Here is a 23,180-nt window from a genome sequence, read left to right on the forward strand (position 1 = left end):
AATTCAATTGGCAAAAAAATAGCGCCCAAATTGGACGCTATTTAATGCAAATCATCAATTAACTAAATTACATTGATTGTGTAAAAGTACGTGAAATTACGTCTTTTTGTTGCTCTTTAGTTAATGAATTGAAACGCACTGCATATCCAGAAACACGAATAGTTAATTGTGGATATTTTTCAGGATGATCCATCGCATCTAATAATGTTTCACGGTTAAGTACGTTCACATTAAGATGTTGACCGCCTTCAATAGTTGCTTCATGGTGGAAGTAACCATCCATTAAGCCTGCTAAGTTACGTTTACGTGCACTATCATCTTTACCTAACGCATTTGGAACGATAGAGAAAGTATACGAAATACCATCTTTAGCATAAGCAAATGGAAGTTTAGCAACAGATGTTAATGAAGCAACCGCACCTTTTTGGTCACGACCGTGCATTGGGTTAGCACCTGGACCAAATGGAGCACCAGCACGACGACCATCAGGTGTATTACCAGTTTTCTTACCATATACAACATTTGAAGTAATGGTTAACACTGATTGTGTAGGAATTGCATTACGATAAGTTTTAAGTTTTTGAATTTTCTTCATGAAACGTTCAACTAAATCAACTGCGATATCATCTACACGTGGATCATTGTTACCAAATTGAGGGTATTCACCTTCGATTTCAAAGTCCACAGCAAGACCATCTTCATCACGAATCGTTTTAACTTTCGCATATTTAATCGCAGACAGTGAGTCAGCAGCAACAGATAGACCTGCAATACCACATGCCATAGTACGAATAATATCACGATCGTGTAATGCCATTAATGATGCTTCATAGCTATATTTGTCGTGCATATAGTGAATAGCATTTAATGCAGTTACATATTGTTTTGCTAACCAATCCATAAAGTGGTCTAAACGAGCAAAAACTTTATCGAAATCAAGATATTCGTCAGTAATTGGCGCTTCTTTTGGACCTACTTGCATTTTAAGTTTCTCATCCACACCACCATTGATTGCGTATAGAAGAGTTTTAGCAAGGTTTGCACGTGCACCAAAGAACTGCATTTGTTTACCAACGATCATTGGGCTTACACAACATGCGATAGCATAGTCATCGTTGTTAAAGTCAGGGCGCATTAAGTCATCATTTTCATATTGTAATGATGAAGTATCAATAGATACTTTTGATGCAAACTCTTTAAATCCACTTGGTAATTGTTCAGACCAAAGAATTGTCATGTTTGGTTCTGGTGATGGACCCATAGTGTAAAGTGTATTTAAGAAACGGAACGAAGTTTTAGTCACTAAAGTACGACCATCTACACCCATACCAGCGATAGATTCAGTTGCCCAAATTGGGTCACCAGAGAATAATTCATCATATTCAGGCGTACGTAAGAATCGAACCATACGTAATTTCATAACGAAATGGTCAACAATTTCTTGCGCGTCTTTTTCAGTGATTAAGCCGGCTTCAAGGTCACGTTGGAAATAGATATCAAAGAATGTAGAAGTACGACCAAGAGACATCGCCGCACCATTTTGTGATTTAACCGCTGCTAAATAACCAAAGTAAGTCCATTGTACCGCTTCTTGAGCTGTTTTAGCTGGCCCAGAAATATCGTAACCATATTTAGCGGCCATTTCTTTAATTTGACCAAGTGCACGATGTTGCTCTGCAATTTCTTCACGACGTTGCATAGTCATTGCTAAGTCAACACCATTTTCAAAATCAGCTTGTAATGAGTTAAACTGTGCAAATTTGTCTTGCATTAAGTAGTCAATACCGTAAAGTGCAACACGACGGTAATCCCCAATGATACGACCACGACCATAAGCATCTGGAAGACCAGTGATAACACCTGATTTACGACAACGTAAGATATCTGGGGTATAAATATCAAAAACGCCTTGGTTATGAGTTTTACGATATTCAGTAAAGATTTTTTTGACTAAAGGATCAAGTGTACGGTTATAAGCCTTACATGAATTCTCGATCATTTTAATCCCACCAAATGGGATAATTGCACGTTTTAATGGTTTTTCAGTTTGTAAACCAACAATCTTTTCTAAATCTTTTTCAATATAACCTGCGTCATGAGCAGTAATTGTCGAAATAACACTTGTATCAAAATCCACAGGGGCATGGGTAGCATTTTCAATTTTAATGCCTTCCATTACTTTATCCCATAACTTAGTTGTCGCATCTGTTGCGCCAGCTAAGAAAGACTCATCACCCTCATATGGCGTGTAGTTCTTTTGGATAAAATCGCGGACATTAACATTATTTTGCCAATCACCATCTTTAAATCCTTTCCAAGCGACTGCTTGTACTTCGTTTAAATTACTCATAGTTTTTCACCTCAGGTTTACAAAAATAGTTATTTACCGCTCATATAAATGAGGGTAAATATTTTAAAATCAATGTGGCTTACGTAAATATAAAGCCCAATAAGGTAGCGCAACAGCTAATCCACCTAAAATATTCCCGATTGTTACCGGGATTAAATTATTTATAATAAAATGCTCAACGGTTAATTCTTTAAATGCATCTGCCGACAATCCAACAGCAGACCAAAACTCCGGTGAAGCAAAATTTTTAATTACAATTCCCATAGGAATCATAAACATATTTGCGATACTATGTTCAAATCCACTTGCCACAAACATAGCAACAGGTAATACCATAACTAACATCTTGTCGAGTAAACTGCGACCAGCATAACTCATCCAAGCAGCCAAACATACCATTAAATTAGCCAGTAAACCTAAAAATACTGCTTCAATAAAAGTATGGTGCAATTTATGATCTGCGGTTTGTAAAACGTTTAATCCCCACAAGCCATTAGCTACCATATATTGACCTGAAAGCCAAATAACTGCTACAAACAGTATAGCACCAATAAAGTTACCAATATAGACAAAAATCCAATTGCGTAGCATTTTTAGCCAACTCACTTTGTGAGTCATTTTAGGTAAAATAGTTAATACTGTTGAAGTAAAAAGATCTGCACCGCAGCAAACAACTAGCATTAATCCTAATGAAAAGCAGATACCACCGACTAATTTTGCTAAACCAAAAGCAACGCTAGCGGTTCCAGTTGTCACAGTGATATAAAATACAAATGCAATAGAAATAAAAACACCTGCAATAATGGCAGAAAGAAGCGTGCTACAAGGGTGTTTATTTACTTTGTAATTGCCGATGTCTTCAGCGATTTGGGTCATTTGCGCGGGGGAAAACGAATCCACGAGTTTATCTGTACTCAAACTAACATCCTCAAAAAAACTAGGGTTTTATGAGAGCCATAGTATACTCAAAATTTGAAGCAGATCACGTTTTTTTTATTAAAAAATTTTATAACAAAAAATCATTATTTGTTAAAGAAATTACTTTTACTATAAAAAATTCATCTAAAGTTATCCAAAAAAATTTAAAATATCTAATTAATTAAATTCATTTTTTTAGCATCAATATAAATATTTTTATAAGATAAACTGTTATAATACCGTTTAAAATTTTTAAAATAATCGATAGATTCACGTCCAAACTATTTTTACAAATTTGTTGTGATTGTTTGAAATATATCGTTTTCGCTTCATTACTAATTCTGCAAATGAAGCGTTTTCACTCTACTAGTCGCTTATTTATTATCTAAAATTCGACTCACTTTTATTAAGTAATTTCGGGATTCTTGAGAAACGTGCGAAGTCACTAATTTTCGATAAACTTGCTGTGGAGTCATAGAATTAATAATGTTAATGGCTTCGTTACGGTCGTTAGAAAACGTACGCAATACACTTCCTGCTCCACCATTATAAGAAGTAATCATGGCATATCTTAAAGAAATTGGGTTATTAATGCCTGCTAAATATTTAGTCTTTAATAAAGATAGATAGGCTGTGCCCATATCAACATTATTACGAGGATCGAGCAAAAACTTACGGCTCGGTTCGCCTGACTTACCTTTTAATTTAAAAATGTCACGACCTGCTGTATGTTGCTGAACTTGCATAAGACCTAATGCGTCAGTTCGACTTACTGCGTACGGGTTAAATGCCGATTCAACTTCCATAATCGCTAAAATTAATCGTTCATCAATAAAATAACGATTCGATGCCTCAGTTACAAGTGGTAAGAACTTTTTAGCACGTTGATTAATGTGGTTAGGCACAAGTTTGATTTCAACATAAGTAATTAAATGAGAACCAGATTTACGCTGTTTTAAATTATTCGCTAACACATAATCAGCAAAACTATTAGCTCGTGCACTCCAACGAATGGGCTGGCGTTCTTGGTCAAGAACTTGGTTATATAAAAAAGGTTCTTTTGATAAATCCTGGCTAATTTTATCTTTACGTATAATATCAACAGGTTCAGGCATTAATAGTGTTGAAACGATAGCTTCTTTCAAATTGTCGAGAGGAGAACTGGATAACGTCTCAATGGTAATGACACCAGAAACAAAATTAATATGCACTCGAGTTTGTAAATTATCCTCGTATTGCACATAATCTTTAGGGCCTGCTATAAGTACCTCTTTAGGCCCCCATATTTGTTCAATATTATTTGCATATTGACCAATTAAAATATTAAAAGCATTGGTATCTTTTACATAATAATCTTCGTCAATTTTATTGGAATTTTTACTAGGACAACCACTTAAAAGGCTCACTGTCACAAATAATGAAATAATTTTTATTTTGTTTTTCATTTGAGTTCTCAGTTTTTAGGTTTGTATCCGTCAATGACAATATCTTCACCTTCAAATAAAAATTTTACCATCTCACTTTCGATTTTTTTACGGTGTTCAGGATTCATCATATTATATTTGTTTTCATTAATTAACATAGTCTGTTTTTTTAGCCATTCTTGCCAAGCACTTTTAGAGATTTCATTATAAATTCGTTTACCTAGTTCACCTGGATACAGTTGAAAGTCTAAACCTTCTGCGTCTTTTTTTAAATAATGACAATAAATAACACGGCTCATCTTAGTTCCTATTGAGAGACAATTATCATTTGGCTAACGATTATACCCGAAAATGGTACGATAAAAACAATAAAATTGTTGCCTTAATCAATTTCGTTTACATGCTTTAAAAAATGAATTTTAATTCAAATATAATGAATAATTATTTACTTTACTAAACATTTAAATCACATAAAATAGATGTAACAATTTGGATAAAATATAAGGATAAAATGATGAACACCAAAATCACTCGAGAATTATTTGATAAAGTTATTTTACCTGTTTATGCACCAGCTCAATTTATTCCGGTTAAAGGTCAAGGCAGTCGTGTTTGGGATCAAAATGGTGAAGATTACATTGATTTTGCTGGTGGCATAGCTGTTAATGCCCTTGGTCATTGCCATCCAAGATTAATTAAAGCATTACAAGAACAAAGCGAGAAATTATGGCATGTTAGTAATGTTTTTACTAATGAACCGGCCTTGACTCTTGCGCAAAAACTAATTGATAACACGTTTGCAGATCGTGTGTTTTTTGCTAATTCAGGGGCTGAAGCCAATGAAGCAGCATTTAAACTTGCACGATACTATGCCACTGAAAAATACAGCCCTTATAAAACAAAAATCATCGCATTTTATCAATCTTTTCATGGTCGTACTTTTTTTACTGTATCTGTTGGTGGTCAAGCGAAATATTCCGACGGTTTTGGGCCAAAACCGGCCGATATTGTTCATGTTCCTTTTAACAATCTAGATGCAGTAAAAGCAATAATTGATGACCATACTTGTGCAGTAGTATTAGAGCCGGTACAAGGCGAAGGTGGATTAACTTCCGCAACACCAGAATTTTTGCAAGGTGTGCGTGAGCTTTGTGACCAATATAACGCACTGTTAATTTTTGACGAAGTACAATGCGGCATGGGACGTACGGGTAGCTTATTTACCTATCAACAATATGGAATAACACCGGATATATTGACTTCGGCTAAAGCATTAGGTGGTGGATTCCCTATTAGCGCAATGCTGACCACTAATGAAATTGCCTCGGTAATGCACCCTGGAGTGCATGGTACTACCTATGGTGGTAATCCTTTAGCTTGCGCGGTAGGTTGTGAGGCTTTTGATATTATTAACTCGCCAGAAGTGCTAGAAGGCGTTCAACAGCGAAGAGCAATATTTATTGAAAAACTAGAAGAGATTAATGATCAATTTAAAGTGTTTCGAGAATATCGCGGCAAAGGTTTATTATTAGGCGCCGAACTTCAACCGCAATTTCATGATAAAGCAAGAGAGTTTCTTAATGTTGCAACAGAATTTAACGTTATGATTTTAAATGCGGGCACCAATGTACTAAGATTTACACCTTCACTAATCATCTCTGAAAATGAAATACAAGAAGGCATGATGCGCTTTGCTAAAGCCGTCGAAAAGGTTGTCAACGCTTAAGTTTTTCTATACAGTAACGGCATTTTAATCAATTAGGTGCCGTTAATGCACTTAAAGGATACTTTGTTATGACCGATATTCGCCCTTTAAATTACGCAAAAACACACTTTATTTTAAGTGCGCCAGATATATCACACCTACCAAGTGATAGTGGCGTTGAAGTTGCTTTTGCCGGTAGATCTAACGCAGGTAAATCCAGTGCGCTCAACACGCTAACTAATCAAAAAACGTTAGCCAGAACCAGTAAAACACCAGGCAGAACCCAATTAATTAATCTTTTTGAAGTAGAAGAAAATTGTCGTTTGGTCGATTTACCAGGCTATGGTTATGCACAAGTGCCTGAAGCAATAAAACGAAAATGGCAAAAATCACTGGGTGAATATCTACAAAAACGAGAAAGCCTAAAAGGGTTAGTCATACTGATGGATATCAGACATCCACTCAAAGATCTCGATCAACAGATGATTGATTGGGCTGTATCGGTTGAAATTCCGGTGATGTTATTGCTAACTAAAGCCGATAAGCTTGCGTCTGGCGCGTTAAAAAAACAAGTCAATATGGTTAAAGAGGCAATCCTACCTTTTCAAGGTGATATTACTGTTGCGCCTTTTTCATCACCTAAACGAATTGGATTAGATGCATTAAAGCAAAAACTAGATCAATGGTTTAATCAACAGTAAGGAAACCATTTGATGAGTCAATTAGATTTTTCATTTCAATCATTATCACCGGAATTGATCATCGATAGTTTGGCAACTATTGGTATTGAGGTTGACTCAGGCTTAACAGCACTCAATAGTTACGAAAATCGCGTCTACCAATTTATGGATGAACAACGTGCTCGCTATGTAGTAAAGTTTTATCGACCCAATCGTTGGAATCGGCAGCAGATCCTTGAAGAGCATGAATTTACTAAGCAACTAGTTGACGCAGAAATTCCAGCTATTGCACCATTAACACTCAATGGCTGTACATTACATGAAAATCAGAACTATTTGTTTGCTGTTTTTCCTAGCGAGGGTGGTCGGCAATATGAACTGGATAATATTAACCAAATGGAATCGGTTGCCACCTTACTTGCACGGATTCATCAAATTGGCGCAAAACAACGGTTTTTACATCGTCCAACTATCGGATTAGACGAGTATTTATATCACCCGAAAGAAATCCTATTATCAAGTAATTTAGTCCCCAATAAAGTACGATTAGAACTTAATGAAACGTTGTCTACATTAACCCAAACCATCGAACAGCATTGGCATAACGATTGGCAACCTATTCGTATTCACGCCGATTGTCATCCTGGTAATATTTTATGGCGTGATAATGCTATGTTTGTTGATTTTGATGATGCGCGAAACGGACCAGCAATTCAAGATATGTGGATGCTACTTTATGGAACCACGCAAGAACAACGGCTACAATTAGATACCTTAGTTGAAATCTATCAAGAATTTTTTGATTTCGACACTGCACAGCTTAAATTAATCGAGCCTTTAAGAGCAATGCGTATGGTGCATCATCTAGCTTGGATTATAATGCGATGGCAAGATCCCGCTTTTCCACCCGCGTTTACATGGATAACAGATGAGGATTTTTGGCTTCAACAATTAGCAACATTTAGACAGCAAATTATTGCTATCCAATCACCCGCAATTCAATTGCTATCAGTGAGATAAATAAAACAGCCAAGCTTAAATTAATAAAAACGGGCAAATTGAAAGTGTTAAAGTCCTAACACCTTTAATAGCACCTCTAAATTAGGTTGTAGTTGAACTAATTGCTCTTTTTTGGGTTTGGAAAGTTGTTTAATACGATACTCAAGCCTTAAAGCTGTTGATCTATCACCTACACAAACTTGATACACAATGGCAAGATCTTGATGACCTTTTAAATGCTTTGCGCCCTTACCGCTTTGGTGTTGATGTAAACGTCGGCTCGTATCGGTTGTGATACCGGTGTACAATGATTGTTTAGCGGTTCTAATAATATATAAAAACCACATAACTGATTTACTATTCATAGTTCTCTCAACGTGATAAATTCATTTATCTTTTATAGTTTATCATTATTAATTCATTATATGCATGTGCCTATTTGCGTGAATTTTGTTAGAATAGTCACTTAGGTAAGATTACTACTTCTTTTACTTTATTTAACTTACTGTTCTAGATAGTCCCCATGTTATATATTTTGAGGCGTTAAAATTTGAATAACTTTGCAAAAATTATTGAAGTTGAACGTGGCGATATGAAATTCGCTTATGTTGATAATGATGAAATTAATTATTTAGACCTTTTTGACCAATTTCTGGCAGAAGAAGGACATCGCGAACTCCTCGATCCCAGTGATAAATTAGAGCGATATACTTATTTAATTAATCACAATCAAAGCAAATTTATCTTTAAAATTGATGGTGGGATCGAACATCGTTTAGAGCGTAAGCTTATTGCCAAAATTACGGGCGATTTTTATTTCAACCTCATTCGAAAGTTGGCAAAAATATCATTAGATAAATGTGATATTGCTTATGAGCTTTATTTGGTTGCTTTTGACAAAAAAAACCAGCGCCATTATATGATTTTCAATTTTATTGAAGGCCGCTCATTGAAATGGGAAGAAATGGAGCAGTATGGCGATCAAATAAAAAACTGTATTGAAAAATTACACAGTTATAATTTAGTCTCTAATGACGTACATGGTGGTAATTTTATTTTAACACCTGACGGCAAAATTAAAGCGATTGATTTAACTAATTCTGGTTTTATTTGGTTAACGAAAGCGAATGATGCTATTGAATTAAAAGAACGCTTCAATATCAAAATCAAAGTCCCTGTTTTAGCAATGGCAATTAAAAAATTTACCCATGGCTTTAAAAAATTATCACGAAAAATACGTGGTAAAAAAGATTAAATTAACCAGATGAGAGAAGGTCAAACTTCTCTCTTAATTTAGTAATACATACTGTTGCCTTTGAAGACTTAATTAGTAAAAATTAGCCCTCCATCTAGTTTATAGATTATCATTTTATTCGTTTTTCAAACCATAGAAACACTAGCAAATCTATGTATAACCAGCTAGAATTAATCAGTTAATTCTAATAAGGGTGTGGTATGAAAAAGTTAATTGGTATTGTGACAATATTTACGATGCTAACAGGGTGTACATCTCAAAAGATGATGTCAATTTATCAAACGCAAGGTGTAGAAATCGGTCAAAATTCATCTGGTGTTGATATAGTGAATAAATATACTACCTCACGCCCTATTACTGCCCTTCACTCCTCTTTAGCACTGTGTATAGCTCAAGAACTTGATAATAGCCCTGTGGTATTAACCAGTGATAACTATTTTGGTTCACGCTGGTGGTCATACTATAACATGCCAGTTCAACAACAGGCCGTCACAGTCAGTGGTGGTGATACAATTAAATTAGTTGAAGGAAATAGTGTTGTCGCTAACGCAGTTACAGACTACGAATATTATATTAAGTATTTTGTTAGTTATACCCTGACAACAACGCGCAATCAAAATGATATCCGTTATCTGTTTAGTAATATTAAACAAGCCCAGCAATTTACTGGTTCAGTGGCCAATGACGGTTTTGAAAACGTAAAAACACTTGAAAGCGCGCATCCAAACTTAGTTATTGATGCATTAAACAAAGAAGTTGATAAAATTCAAGCTTGCTTACTGCGATAATACAAAATTAAGCAATATTCTTAATCTTGTAAGATGTGTTTTAAAGATTATACCTTTCAACATATTTTGTAACAAAAATAACTAGTCATTATTCGATATTGACTAGTTTTATTCAAGTAAACATTGCCTTACTATTTTTTAAAACGTCCAATCTTCTATTTTACTAATGAGATCTTAATCTATTTCAAAAAATTTAACCAAATCAGGATATAACATATCATTATTAATGATATAGCTACCATGATCATGGTTTGTCATAATTTTCAATTGCGAGTTAGGTATATTGTCAGCAACTTCAACAAACATTGCAGGATTATAAATATCATTTTCTGCACCAATAATTAAAGTTGGGATCGTAATTTTCGTTAACGAACTTACTTCAATATTAGGTTGTTCAAGCATCATTTTAAATAATGGATCGTTTGTTTGTTCATAGTGCTGTAGTACGTATTGATAGCTTTGTTGCGTAAAATCAGATGGTTTTAAATTCACCCCCAATAATGCCATTTTTTTAATCATTTCTTTACCGCGTAAAGCTAACAATAATGCAATAATGGCGCCATCACTAAAACCTATAATATTAACGGATTTAAGATGTAATTTGTTAATTAACGCCTCAATATCATCAGCCATAACGTTATAATCATAAACAGCTGTTTTATCGCTTCGACCATGATTACGACTATCCACTGCATAAATAGTATAATGTGACGTTAATTTGGCGATGAGTGGTAAAAAAACTTGATGATCTTCACCATTACCGTGCAACAGCATCAAAGGCTCACCTTTACCCGTTTTTAGATAGTAAAGGTTTACTCCGTTAACACATAGCATAATTCACCTTAATGACAGTTAGTTGATGTCAAAACAGTATAATTTTGATTTAATTTTTCACCTATCTAAACATAAATAATTTTCATAAACCACTCTTACCGGTCATTAATAAATATTAATTGTTAATAGACTAAAATTTCGCTATATTTAAAATTATATAGCGAATATAATTTTAAACTAATTAATTATTAATTAACACATTATATGTCTATTAGGATGAACGATGGAAATTTATAAAAAGTTTTTACTACCATTTGGATTGTTTTTATCACTATGCTTAACAGTCACCTGTGAAGCTAAACAAGTGACTGATCAACTTAACCGTACTGTTCAAATCCCAGATAAAGTCGAAAGAGTAGTCGTTTTGCAACATCAAACATTAAATCTAATTGTACAACTAAACCGTCAACAAACCCTTGTGGGTGTTTTGTCTTCTTGGCAAAAATTATTAGGAAAAGACTTTGTCAGATTTGCTCCAACTTTGTCTAACCTATCGACACCGGGCGATCTAACTTCGGTTAATATCGAAAGTTTACTTGCTCTCAAACCACAAGTTGTCTTTGTCACAAACTACATGCCCAAAGCGGTTATCGATCAAATTGAAAAACTCAACATTCCAGTTATTGCTATCTCGTTACGCAAAGATATAACATCACAGGCAGATAAAATAAATCCCATTATGGTTGATGAAGAGAAAACTTACAATGAAGGATTAAAACAAGCGATACGCCTAATTGGTGACGTGCTTGATGCTAACAATGAAGCCGAGGACTTAATCAACTATTCTTTTGAGCATCGAAAAATTGTCACAGATCGATTACAACGTATAACACCTGAAAAACGCATACGCGTTTATATGGCTAACCCAGATCTCACCACCTATGGTTCGGGCAAATATACTGGATTAATGATGGAACATGCAGGTGCCATTAATGTTGCTGCAGCAACGATTCAAGGCTTTAAACAAGTTTCGATAGAAAATGTCTTACAATGGAATCCACAAGTAATCTTTGTGCAAGATCGATATCCACAAGTCGTTCAAACAATTTTATCCGATGATTTATGGAAAAATATTGATGCCGTTAAACAAAATAAAGTCTATTTAATGCCCGAATACGCAAAAGCATGGGGATATCCTATGCCTGAAGCTTTAGCCATCGGTGAGCTTTGGATGGCAAAAAAACTTTACCCAGATTTGTTCAAAGATATCGATATGCAAAAACAAGCCAATGATTATTATTGGCGATTTTATCGCGTCAACTATCATGGGGAATAACAATATAATATGATCAGCTTTTCCTATCGCCATTTACATGTTGGCCTGATTATATTAACCATAATATTAATAGTTGTTTCATTAATTATTGGACACTATTCAATATCTGTTAGCCAAGTTATCCATGTATTGCTTTCATTGCCAACATCACAAATAGATCAAACAATGGTGGTTGATAATCAAGTCATTTGGCAAGTAAGATTGCCACGAATTTTATTAGCTTTTCTTGCAGGTGCAGGATTAGCAATTTGCGGCGCCGTATTACAAGGGTTATTTTATAACCCGCTTGTTGATCCTCATGTCATTGGCGTAACATCAGGCGCGGCTTTTGGTGGGACTTTAGCCATTTTGTTAAATTTTTCAACCTTTGGACTGATGGTTTCAGCTTTTTCATTTGGGCTATTAATACTAGTTTTAATCTTATTATTAACTCACGTTATTAAACAAAACAATGTGCTAGTTCTAGTATTAGTTGGATTAATATTAAGTGGTTTTTTTAACGCACTGGTGAGTTTAATACAATACTTGGCCGATAGTGAAGAAACACTCCCCAATATTGTATTTTGGTTATTAGGTAGTTTTGCCACCGCTAATTGGGATAAATTAATGACATTAGCCATTCCAATTGTTATTGCTAGCTATTTATTAATCCGGCTAAGTTGGCGAATAAATATTTTATCATTAGGGGATAGTGAAGCTAAAAATTTAGGTATATCAATTCTTTTTTCTCGATGGTTAATTTTAATTTTGTGTACCTTAATTATTTCTATGCAAGTGGCAGTAAGTGGTTGTATTGGCTGGGTAGGATTAATCATTCCTCATGCCGCGCGATTATTGGTCGGTAGTAATCATCAACGACTACTGCCGATAACATTCTGGTTAGGTGGTGCTTTTATGATTATTGTTGATGATATTGCACGAACCCTCAGCACGGCTGAAATACCACTCGGTATTATTACAGCGCTGGTTGGTGCGCCTTGTTTTGTTTTGTTATTACGACACCAAATTTTACAGAAATCCTAAAATGACATCAGCGATTATAACAACACATAACTTAATTTGTGGTTATCAACAGAGTAAACCCTTAACTACTGCGATAAATATTACAATTCATACCAATGATATTATCGCTATTCTTGGCGTGAATGGCCGAGGAAAAAGTACTTTGCTTAATACGTTAATGGGAACGCTTAAGCCTTTAAGTGGCACTATTAACAATCCTCATTGTTGCAGCTTTGTCCCACAAAATTTTATGCCTAATATAGATTATAAAGTATGGGAAATTGTGGTAATGGGAAGTGCTAAAAAATGGGGATTATTTGGAAAACCCGATCGACACCTTTTACAGTTAGTTGAAGATAAGTTAGCCCAATTTGGATTAGCACATTATAGTCATCACCTATTTTCACAGCTTTCTGGCGGTCAAAAACAGTTAGTGCTTATTGCCCGTGCATTAATGAGTGAATCGAAAATTTTATTACTCGATGAGCCAACAAGTGCATTAGATTTACATAATCAACATAAAGTGTTAAACATTTTGTCCTCATTAGTACAGAAACAAAATTTAACTATTGTGTTTACAACGCATGATCCAGCTCATGCAATGAGTTTAGCTAACAAAGTATTATTACTTGATGAAACAGGTTATCAATATGGTCTCACCCAAACGTTATTAACCGAGACACAATTAACCCAGTTATATAACATCACAATGAAAAAAATAGTTTTTTCTGACTGCCAAACCATCATTCCTCTTTACACATTGAGTAATCATTATGACAACACTTAATATTTATGCAGCGGGAAGTTTACGTATTGCATTTCCTGCATTAGCCGAACTATTCAAACAAAGCTTTTCAACCGAAATTCATATAAAATTTGGACCGGCTGGATTACTATGTGAAAAACTATTGCAGAAAACTGCTGACGATAATATTCATTTATTTGCATCGGCAAACACGTTGCATCCTAAAACACTCATAGATCACGGAAAGGCTATATCTGATTATGTTTTTGCCCATAATCGCTTATGTGTCACCGTCAGAAATGAATCAAAATGGACATCAAGCGATATCATCAAATTATTATTACATCCTGAAACACGTATTGGCATGTCTACTCCGCAAAAAGATCCCTCTGGAGATTATACTTTTCAGCTATTTGATAACATAGGTACCTACTATGAGGGTATGGGTGAGCAATTAAAACACCGCGCAAAACAATTAGTCGGGGGATCACTAGAGAGTCATATCCCTAAAGCGATGCATCCGGCTGAATTTTTTTTACTAAACAACACCGTTGACGCCTATATTGGTTATGCTAATTACGCACAAACAATTTTACAAAATCCGAAATTAGCTATGATTAATTTGCCTGCCAAGTTTAATCCTGCTATAGATTACAGTATTGCCTTACTTAAACCAGCTCATAAAATGGCGAAGTTATTTATTGGTTTTTTACTTAGTGAAAACGGTCAAAACTGCTTGATGGCTAACGGCTTTGGTAAAATAACGAACATAAAAACAAATTAACTACTTACATTAATTACAAAACGAGTTAGATAAGTTTCATATTCTTCTGATTTCTAACTGTATAACTATACTACTGTTATTTAGAGAAATAATAAAATGACAGAAAGGAGAGATACAGTTATGGGCATGATGCAGAAAATACAAGAAAATAAAATTTATATTGGTTCGTTACCCTTACCAATTTTTATTGTGTGCTCAATTATTGTTATCATTGCAGCCCAGTTGAACATGTTACCTAAAACATTAATTGGTGGTTTTGCGGTGATTTTACCCCTTGGATGGTGTTTAGGCACTATTGGGCAAAATATTCCCTTTTTTAAAAAATTTGGTGCACCAGCTATACTTTCCTTAATTGTGCCTTCTATCCTTGTATATTATGGCGTTTTTGATGAAAACACATTAGCCGCCACAAAAATGTTAATGAAGGATTCTAATTTCCTGCTGTTTTATATTGCGAGTTTAGTTTGTGGTAGTATTCTTGGTATGCATCGAGTCATTTTGATTCAAGGTTTTATTCGTATGATGATTCCTATGCTGCTTGGCATGTGCATCGCAGCTGTTGTTGGCGTTGCAGTTGCTGTCGCTTTTGGTGATACATGGGAACATGCATTTTTCTACACAGTATCCCCAGTGATGGCAGGCGGAATCGGTGAAGGTGTGTTACAGCTATCTAATGCTTATAGTAATATCCTTAATCAAAATTATGATTCCTTTGTGAGTGCATTAATCCCAGCAACCGTTGTAGGTAACTTTTTTGCTATTACTTTCACCGCTATTATGAGTCGAATCGGTGAGTTAAAACCACAGTTAAGTGGTCATGGTCAGTTAGTCAAAATTGAATTTGATGGACTTGCCGACGCATTAAAAGAAGATAAAACACCATTAGATGCTAGAGCCATGAGCGGTGCGATAATGATTTTAGCTACCTTATTTATTTTCGGTATGATTTTAGAAAAGATAACTCACTTCCCTGGACCAGTTTTAATGATCATTGCTACTGCAATAGTGAAATACTTCCGTTTGCTACCTGAAAGTGTAGAACGGGGTAGCCAGCAATGGTATAAGTTTATTTCTGGCAATTTTACCTTCCCATTAATGGCAGGATTAGGGTTGTTGTATATTGATTTAGGTAGTGTAGTCAATGTATTAACCGTGCCTTATTTTATAACCATCATTTCGGTTGTATTAACTGTTTCGATGACCGGTTTTGTATGTAGTTTCTTCCTAAAAATGTACCCTGTTGAAGCCTCGATTATTTCATCTTGTCAAAGTGGAATGGGGGGAACAGGCGATGTTGCGATACTTTCAACCGCTAATCGAATGAATCTAATGCCTTTTGCGCAAGTCGCAACGCGTTTAGGAGGCGCATTAATGGTGATATGCACAACAGCACTATTAAGATATTTACATATGTAGTCGCAAAAAAGATGAGTTAAAATAATTAATAATTATCATGTTACATGATTAGGTTAACAGTTTAGATATCCAATTATCTAACCTCTTATAAAAAATTGATTGAGTATAATTAAAAAGGAATAATTATGACAACAGTGCAAGAAAAAGCCTTAGCTATCAGCAAACAAATGCATGGCAAATTTGAAATAAATGCTAAAGTCCCGGTTAACTCTATGTCGGATTTGAGTGTGGCTTATACTCCTGGAGTTGCTGCAGTGTGTACTGAAATTGCTAAAAATCCTGAATCAGTTTATGAGTATACCAGCAAACGCAATCTGGTTGCGGTTATAACTGATGGTTCAGCGGTATTAGGGCTAGGAAATATAGGGCCTGAAGCAGCAATACCCGTCATGGAAGGCAAAGCGATATTATTCAAAAAATTTGCTAATGTTGATGCCATTCCATTATCACTCAATACGCAAGATCCTGATGAGTTAGTTAAGCATATTGCAGCATTAGCCCCATCTTTTGGCGGAATTAATCTTGAAGATATTAGCGCACCAAGATGTTTTGAGATTGAGAAAAGATTGCAAGAAATATTAGATATCCCTGTTTTCCATGATGATCAACACGGCACAGCTATTGTTGTTTTAGCCGCGTTATATAATGCTTTAAAAGTGGCGGGTAAAAAAATTGAATCGGCCAAAGTTGTTATTAACGGCGGTGGAGCTGCCGGTTTAGCTATTGCCGATATGCTTTTAGCGGCAGGTGTTACCGATCTAAAAATCGTCGACAAAATTGGCATTTTATCTGAAGATGATCAAAGCCTACCTCCTCATCATTTAGCGATAGCCAAAAGAACAAATAAATCAAAACAAAAAGGTACACTTGAAGATGCAGTAAAAAATGCCGATGTTTTTATTGGCGTATCTGCACCTGGGGTTTTAAAAGCCGATTGGGTCAAAACCATGGCAGAAAAAGCAATTATTTTTGCAATGGCAAATCCGACACCCGAAATTTTTCCTGATGAAGCAAAAGCCGCTGGCGCTTACATTGTCGGGACAGGGCGCAGTGATTATCCAAATCAAATTAATAATGTACTGGCTTTTCCAGGCATCTTTAGAGGTGCACTTGACGCGAGAGCCAAAAATATTACATTAGCCATGCAGTTAGCGGCAGCTAAAGGTTTAGCTAACATTATTACGCCCGATAAATTATCTGTAGAGTGTATATTACCCAACGCTTTTGAGCCTAATGTCGCTAAAGTCGTGGCCGAAAGTGTGAAAAATGCGGCTAAAAGTGAATAAGTAATAGAGGATCAATAACTAAACTTAACAATCAAAACCTACTATCAAAATAATTGGGTAGTAGGTTTTCACCATTAATAAGTTAATATAATCAAACTATTAATGATTTAGCATGAATGATGAATATGAAGTATCTTTTTAATCGATTAACACTCAAAATTAAATTAATTAGCTTAATTTGTTTGGTATTTATACTATCGGTTATTGCCCAAAATATTTATATTGTACATGTTGTTAATGACGAATATTTAATGCATTCACGTCAAGGGGTTGAAAATATTGCTAATATCATCTCAACATCCGATGACATCATCCATAAAATGCAAACCCCAACACCAGAACATTTAGCCTCCATTCAAACTATTGCTGAACAAGCACGGATAATGACTCAAGTCGATTTTGTGGTTATTTTTAATATGCAAAGCATACGCCTTTCCCATCCAGATAAAAACAAAATTGGGCAACTTATTGTTGGCGGCGATGAGCAACCGGCATTAAAAGGCGAATCCTATTCATCCATTGCCAAAGGAACCTTAGGCGATTCAGTGCGTGCTTTTAGACCTATTTTCAATCAATTACACCAGCAAATTGGGGGGGTTCTAGTTGGACAAACGCTAAAAAAAATTAATCATTCAGCAGCCAAAACCAGTCAACCTATTTGGTTATCATTAGTCGCATCATTAATCATCGCCATTATCTTAGCGTCTTTACTTTCTCGAAACATAAAAAAAATATTATATGGACTCGAACCATTAGAGATGGCTCACTTATTTGAAGAACGAAATGCAATTATACGAACAGTTAAAGAAGGTATTGTGGTTGTTAATCGTGAAGGGCTGATAACTCAAATTAACGACGAAGCGAGAAGAATATTACGTTTACCAGATAGCAAAGATAATATTATCGGCTATCCAATTGCAAAGATTATTCCCAATACTCGATTGTGTGATGTCATGATGACAGGTATTCCTGAATATGATTGTGAACAAAACATCAATGGCGTTGTTATTTTAACTAACCGAACACCATTATTTGTAAAAGAATCACTTGTTGGCGCGATTGCCTCATTTAGGGATATGACAGAAGTACGACAATTAGCCGAAAACCTAACGGGGGTGAATCGTTATGCTGATGCATTACGTTCACAATCTCATGAATTTAATAATAAATTACATGTTATCTATGGGTTAGCCTTTAATGATAATAAACAAGAGTTAATCGATTATCTTGAAGAGATAATAGGTAACAAACAAGCCGAATCTAAGCTAATTAGTCAAACAATAAAAGATCCTATTATTGCGGGATTTTTAAATAGCAAATTTAGTCGAGCTCGTGAGCTCGGTATATCATTATCTTTAAATGTTAAAGGTGAATTAAAACTCATCCCGAATATCTCTGTGACCCACAGTTTAATTACCATTCTTGGCAATCTCATCGATAATGGATTAGATGCTATTCAATTTTTAGATGATAAACAGATCATTATTAATTTAGTGATAAGTCATGAAATTTTTGAAATTGAAGTCATTGATAATGGTGAAGGTATTGCACAAGAAGATATACAATATATCTTTAACAAAGGCTATTCAACCAAAGGAGATAACCGAGGTATAGGACTTTATTTAGTATTAGCTAGTCTTGATGAACTTGGTGGGCATATTCAATTGTGTGATCCAATTAATAAAAAAGGGGCTTGTTTTAAAGTATCATTACCACTTTGTGAACTTTATAGAGAGAAAGAGTAATGGTTGATGTATTGATTGTTGAAGACGATCCAATGGTGGCGGAGTTAAATAAAAAATACCTACAAAGGATGACAGGATTTCATTTAATTGCCAATGTGAGTAATGGCGAACAAGCACTCCATTTTATTCATGACAATCATATAGATCTTATCTTACTCGATGTCTTTATGCCTAAACTTAATGGGCTTGAGTTGTTACAACATATTCGTATCAGTTATCCACAAATTGATATTATTATGGTGACAGCAGCATGTAATACCAGTGATATCCAAACAGCATTACGTTTGGGCGTAATTGATTATATTGTCAAACCATTTACCTTTGAACGTTTAAGAACTGCACTTATTTCATATCAAGAACGAGTACGTTTATTGTCGTCATCAAAAATACTTAATCAACATCAATTAGACGATCGTATTTTTGCCAAACCATCGATAAACCATAAAGAGTTACCCAAAGGAATTGATAGCCAAACATTAAAAAAAGTCCGTGAAACTATTATTCACTATAATCATGAATTTTCGATGAGCGATATTGTCGAGTTAATACCATTATCGCGCATATCATTAAAAAAATATCTTGATTACTTAGAAGAACGTGAAGAGCTTGAAAGTCATTTGACCTACTTATCCATTGGTAGACCAGTAAAACGTTATACTTATCAGAATTAATTTGTGATTATTTTTAATTAACATATTGATTATAAAATAATAACAGTCAAGAAATAAAAATTATTGATTATTATTATTGATGGTTTATTATCCTCATTTTTAAAAGGATTTTTAGATAAACCATGAAACTCAAATCAATTTCTTTATTAATCATCACAGTATTTAGTGCCAATCAAGCACAAGCTTATAACTATGTCGCTTCTTCTGATGTCATTTTACCTTTTAACCAGATTAATGAACGTTATTTCATAACTAACAGTACTACTAATGCGGTTAATATTAACGTTTCTGACGGTTTGACTGTTAATAGTGATGGTTCATTTCACTTAGGTTTTAGTGGTAAAACCGATAGTGAAACAGCTTCACTTGCCGCAGGTGATATCAATATGAATATCAATGGTAACTTTCAAATTCATAATGATACATGGATTGGTAAATTTGATACAAAATTCTTTACTCAATATTTAGGGTTGCATAAAGATTATCCATATAACCCTATCAATCAAGACATTAACGTTCATGTAACAGGCGATATTAATGTTGAATTAGGTGCAGATAAAGAAAGAGGCGGACTCATGATTTTGGCTGGTAATGTCATGGGAACAGGCGTAAATACGACAGGTAAAACCACCGTAAAAGTAGATGGCGATACCAATATTCGAAGTGGCGATAATCATTTAGCCGGTACCGCTCTAGCACCAGCTAAGTTAATCACTCGTAGCTTTAATTTAACTGGTGGTGATATTGAAATCATCGGAGCAAAAACAGTACTAGAAACGACCAATAACGATATCAATAAGTCTTCTGTGACCATAGGTAAGACCGGTAAAATGATCATTATGCGAGGAGGGACTGTTGATGTCAGCCTTGGTGGTAATTTCAACGTGATTGATCAAGGTATTTTAAGTGCTAGCCGAGGTAATGGTTTTGTCAAACTGGCATCAAATGGACAGGTATATATCGGTAAAAATGCGACAATCGAATCCTCTAAAGGCTCTCTTTTCATTAGTGATCAAACTAACCGAACATCACAATTAAATATTGATGGCATTATTAGTTTTGGGGTTTCTGATACCAAACAGATTAATGAAATTAATGGTGATAATGTTAATGTTAATACAACAGCAAAATTTTCTGCAACAGATGACTTTTTAAAGAACGCATTTAAATATACCTCTTCTGAAGCTAATGCCACCGTATTATCAGCAAATAATTCTTTGAAAATTGCTAATATTCAAAATAATGAAACAAAAGCACTTATTCAAAACATTTATGGCGATCTGAACTTTAAATTAACAGGCAATGAGTTAAAATTTGTTAACGCGACTAATGTCACTGACTTTAGTAATGCCGCTCAAACAAAAGCTGCTGCTGATCGTCAAATTTCCCGTTATTATCAACAAGTCGGTACTAATTCAAAAAATGTAGCAAAACGATTTGCACAAAATGTAGCTAAAGTTTCGTATGAATCATTCTATAATCCGACTAATAAAGGCAGTGTTATTTCTGATAAATCGTTAGCTGGCGATTTAAACTGGGCAATATTAAGCGCAATAGGACGAGGTAATTTAGCTATTGAAAATCGTGGCACGAGTTTACAATTTAATCGCACCTTAGCTGGATTATATAATAATAATCAGGGTTTACACTTGTCTGAAATTGCACTTAACAACTTCAATTACACGAAATCAATCTTAGACAAACAAGTTGGACAATATTTTCAAAATAAAAAATTAGTCAATAATAATGATAATTTATGGATAAACCTTACCCATCATGATGAAAATACCGATAACCATGATGGTATTTCTGGTTATAAATACTCTTCTAACGGATTTATGATGGGATACGACAACGAGTTGCTAGATAACCTACTTGTAGGCTCAGCAATCGGTTATTCGTCAGGTGATTATAAAAATAAAGCAGCTTCATCCAATGATTCAGATATCAATAATTATCAAATTCAGCTTTATTCTACTTATAAATCACCAACAAATATCATTGCATCAACTTACGCCGGCTACTCTTATGGAAAAAACCGATTAAAAGCAGACGACAATCACAATACTATCAAAGAAAAATTCCATAGTAATACGTGGAATATTGGTGGTTCGATTGGTTATGACTGGCAAAGTACTGATCAATTAACATTAACACCTGCGATTGGTTTAACTTATGTGCATACTGAAAATAGCGCACATGATGTCAGTTATAACAGTATTGATTTAGTTAAATATGCTAAATCATCTAACTCATCATTATTGCTTCCTGTCGATTTAACAGCAAATTATTTAGTTTGGCAAAATCAGGATAGTCAATTATTGTTAACCGCAAAAACAGGTTATGCATTTAATTTGAGTAATGATAAATTTGATAGTGATATCACTATTAATGGCATTGATAATTTATCTAAAATGCGTGCCTACTCATCCAACCGTAGCAAAAATCAATATAACTTTGCTAGCGGCATCACCTATAAATATAATTTAGTTGATGTAAATATTAATTATCAATACTTTGGTGAGAGTAAAAGAAATTCAAATTATATTACGGCTCTTACAAAAATTAGTTTTTAATCACTGAAACTAACCAGACAAAGATGATGCTCTACTGTTTTTTCAAAAAAGAGCATCATCAAATCGACATAGCAATAATTCTCTATGCAGTGATCTCATCTAAAGAAAGATTAAAACTCGGTACAAAAACATCTAAAAAGTAATCCATTTCAGGGCTGCTTCGCTCAGATAAAGTTTTTTTAAGGCGCTGTTTTGCCAGTTTAAACTCGTTATTACCCGCACTTAACTCTTCAATTGTTTTAAGATATGCACATAAAGCATCAGCTTGTTTCACAATGCTTTTTTCTTCTTCAGTATAAAAATCATCATCAATTAGGCATCTAAAATCGTCTTGTAACTCTTTGGGTAACATATTAATGAGTTTATTTTGTGCTATTTTTTCAATTTTTTTATATTCAACCGTTATTTGTGGATTGTAATATTTGGTTGGTGTGGGTAAATCGCCCGTGATAACCTCTGATGCATCATGATACATAGCTAATAATGCAATTCGTTCAGGATTAACATCACCATTAAATCGTTTATTTTTAATAATAGCTAAAGCATGGGCAACAAAAGCCACTTGCAAACTGTGTTCAGATACATTTTCAGTTCTCACATTACGCATTAAAGGCCAGCGATTAATCAATTTTAATCGTGACAAATGAGCAAAAAAATGACTAGTATTCATAGGGAAAACTCTTTCTGATTTAAAAATAAAAAACGCTTCCATTACTGTATGGAAGC

The 23,180-nt window shown here is 34.6% G+C and carries 21 protein-coding genes; 14 read left to right on the forward strand and 7 right to left on the reverse strand.

Annotated features, from left to right (window positions below):
* Positions 1–67: 67 nt before the first annotated feature.
* The 4 genes from pflB to J3U57_RS04400 all read right to left on the reverse strand — a co-directional run bounded on the left by pflB (position 68) and on the right by J3U57_RS04400 (position 4,991).
* On the reverse strand, positions 68–2,350 hold the full coding sequence (gene pflB, locus J3U57_RS04385; protein ID WP_267343943.1) for a formate C-acetyltransferase: 2,283 nt from the start codon (positions 2,348–2,350) through the stop codon (positions 68–70).
* Positions 2,351–2,419: 69 nt separating this feature from the next.
* Entirely contained in the window at positions 2,420–3,268 is an 849-nt protein-coding gene (focA, locus tag J3U57_RS04390; RefSeq protein WP_267333527.1) for a formate transporter FocA, read from the reverse strand.
* A gap of 374 nt (positions 3,269–3,642) precedes the next feature.
* Positions 3,643–4,713 (reverse strand): membrane-bound lytic murein transglycosylase MltC, encoded by a 1,071-nt coding sequence (gene mltC / locus J3U57_RS04395; protein WP_267333528.1) that lies wholly within the window; start codon positions 4,711–4,713, stop codon positions 3,643–3,645.
* 8 nt (positions 4,714–4,721) lie between these two features.
* Positions 4,722–4,991, reverse strand: a complete 270-nt coding sequence (locus tag J3U57_RS04400; RefSeq protein ID WP_267333529.1) for an oxidative damage protection protein — start codon at positions 4,989–4,991, stop codon at positions 4,722–4,724.
* Between the two features lie 215 nt (positions 4,992–5,206).
* Here J3U57_RS04400 and argD point away from each other — a divergent pair, with 215 nt between their 5' ends.
* The 3 genes from argD (at position 5,207) to J3U57_RS04415 (ending at position 8,097) form a co-directional block, all read left to right on the forward strand.
* A complete protein-coding gene (gene argD / locus J3U57_RS04405) occupies positions 5,207–6,418 on the forward strand; it encodes a bifunctional acetylornithine/succinyldiaminopimelate transaminase (RefSeq protein WP_267333648.1) in 1,212 nt (403 codons plus the stop codon).
* Positions 6,419–6,486: 68 nt separating this feature from the next.
* The gene (yihA, locus tag J3U57_RS04410) at positions 6,487–7,098 is read left to right on the forward strand and encodes a ribosome biogenesis GTP-binding protein YihA/YsxC (RefSeq protein WP_065798425.1); all 612 of its coding nucleotides are present in this window, start codon (positions 6,487–6,489) and stop codon (positions 7,096–7,098) included.
* Between the two features lie 12 nt (positions 7,099–7,110).
* The gene (locus tag J3U57_RS04415; protein WP_267343944.1) at positions 7,111–8,097 is read left to right on the forward strand and encodes a serine/threonine protein kinase; all 987 of its coding nucleotides are present in this window, start codon (positions 7,111–7,113) and stop codon (positions 8,095–8,097) included.
* Positions 8,098–8,144: 47 nt separating this feature from the next.
* Here the strand turns inward: J3U57_RS04415 and J3U57_RS04420 are convergent, their stop codons facing one another.
* Positions 8,145–8,441: a GIY-YIG nuclease family protein gene (locus J3U57_RS04420; RefSeq protein ID WP_267343945.1), complete on the reverse strand. Its 297-nt coding sequence runs from the start codon at positions 8,439–8,441 to the stop codon at positions 8,145–8,147.
* 185 nt (positions 8,442–8,626) lie between these two features.
* Here J3U57_RS04420 and J3U57_RS04425 point away from each other — a divergent pair, with 185 nt between their 5' ends.
* Together J3U57_RS04425 and J3U57_RS04430 are read left to right on the forward strand one after the other, a co-directional pair.
* Complete coding sequence (locus J3U57_RS04425) at positions 8,627–9,331, forward strand: lipopolysaccharide core heptose(II) kinase RfaY (protein WP_267343946.1); 705 nt, start codon at positions 8,627–8,629, stop codon at positions 9,329–9,331.
* 200 nt (positions 9,332–9,531) lie between these two features.
* Positions 9,532–10,119 (forward strand): hypothetical protein, encoded by a 588-nt coding sequence (locus J3U57_RS04430; RefSeq protein WP_267343947.1) that lies wholly within the window; start codon positions 9,532–9,534, stop codon positions 10,117–10,119.
* Positions 10,120–10,293: 174 nt separating this feature from the next.
* Here the strand turns inward: J3U57_RS04430 and J3U57_RS04435 are convergent, their stop codons facing one another.
* On the reverse strand, positions 10,294–10,953 hold the full coding sequence (locus tag J3U57_RS04435) for an alpha/beta fold hydrolase (protein ID WP_267343948.1): 660 nt from the start codon (positions 10,951–10,953) through the stop codon (positions 10,294–10,296).
* Positions 10,954–11,176: 223 nt separating this feature from the next.
* Here J3U57_RS04435 and J3U57_RS04440 point away from each other — a divergent pair, with 223 nt between their 5' ends.
* The 9 genes from J3U57_RS04440 to J3U57_RS04480 all read left to right on the forward strand — a co-directional run bounded on the left by J3U57_RS04440 (position 11,177) and on the right by J3U57_RS04480 (position 22,454).
* Positions 11,177–12,229: an ABC transporter substrate-binding protein gene (locus tag J3U57_RS04440; RefSeq protein WP_323849445.1), complete on the forward strand. Its 1,053-nt coding sequence runs from the start codon at positions 11,177–11,179 to the stop codon at positions 12,227–12,229.
* A 9-nt stretch (positions 12,230–12,238) separates the two neighbouring features.
* Positions 12,239–13,252, forward strand: a complete 1,014-nt coding sequence (locus J3U57_RS04445; RefSeq protein WP_267343949.1) for a FecCD family ABC transporter permease — start codon at positions 12,239–12,241, stop codon at positions 13,250–13,252.
* A 1-nt stretch (position 13,253) separates the two neighbouring features.
* On the forward strand, positions 13,254–14,018 hold the full coding sequence (locus J3U57_RS04450) for an ABC transporter ATP-binding protein (RefSeq protein ID WP_267343950.1): 765 nt from the start codon (positions 13,254–13,256) through the stop codon (positions 14,016–14,018).
* The gene (locus tag J3U57_RS04455; protein ID WP_267343951.1) at positions 14,005–14,760 is read left to right on the forward strand and encodes a substrate-binding domain-containing protein; all 756 of its coding nucleotides are present in this window, start codon (positions 14,005–14,007) and stop codon (positions 14,758–14,760) included. Before J3U57_RS04450 ends, J3U57_RS04455 begins: the two co-directional genes overlap by 14 nt.
* 96 nt (positions 14,761–14,856) lie before the next feature.
* Entirely contained in the window at positions 14,857–16,176 is a 1,320-nt protein-coding gene (locus J3U57_RS04460) for a 2-hydroxycarboxylate transporter family protein (protein ID WP_267333536.1), read from the forward strand.
* A gap of 125 nt (positions 16,177–16,301) precedes the next feature.
* A complete protein-coding gene (locus J3U57_RS04465) occupies positions 16,302–17,462 on the forward strand; it encodes an NAD(P)-dependent malic enzyme (protein ID WP_267343952.1) in 1,161 nt (386 codons plus the stop codon).
* Positions 17,463–17,578: 116 nt separating this feature from the next.
* On the forward strand, positions 17,579–19,207 hold the full coding sequence (dcuS, locus tag J3U57_RS04470; RefSeq protein WP_267358437.1) for a DcuS/MalK family sensor histidine kinase: 1,629 nt from the start codon (positions 17,579–17,581) through the stop codon (positions 19,205–19,207).
* Positions 19,207–19,878, forward strand: a complete 672-nt coding sequence (locus J3U57_RS04475) for a response regulator (protein ID WP_267333539.1) — start codon at positions 19,207–19,209, stop codon at positions 19,876–19,878. The genes dcuS and J3U57_RS04475 overlap by 1 nt, the downstream gene beginning before the upstream one ends.
* Positions 19,879–20,000: 122 nt before the next feature.
* Positions 20,001–22,454 carry an autotransporter outer membrane beta-barrel domain-containing protein gene (locus tag J3U57_RS04480; protein ID WP_267343953.1) on the forward strand — a complete coding sequence of 818 codons (2,454 nt, stop codon included), beginning with the start codon at positions 20,001–20,003 and terminating at the stop codon, positions 22,452–22,454.
* Between the two features lie 82 nt (positions 22,455–22,536).
* Here the strand turns inward: J3U57_RS04480 and yfbR are convergent, their stop codons facing one another.
* Entirely contained in the window at positions 22,537–23,124 is a 588-nt protein-coding gene (yfbR, locus tag J3U57_RS04485) for a 5'-deoxynucleotidase (protein ID WP_267343954.1), read from the reverse strand.
* Between the last annotated feature and the right edge of the window lie 56 nt (positions 23,125–23,180).

This window comes from Gilliamella sp. B3464, from assembly GCF_026536145.1.
In the GTDB taxonomy this organism is placed as follows: domain Bacteria; phylum Pseudomonadota; class Gammaproteobacteria; order Enterobacterales; family Orbaceae; genus Gilliamella.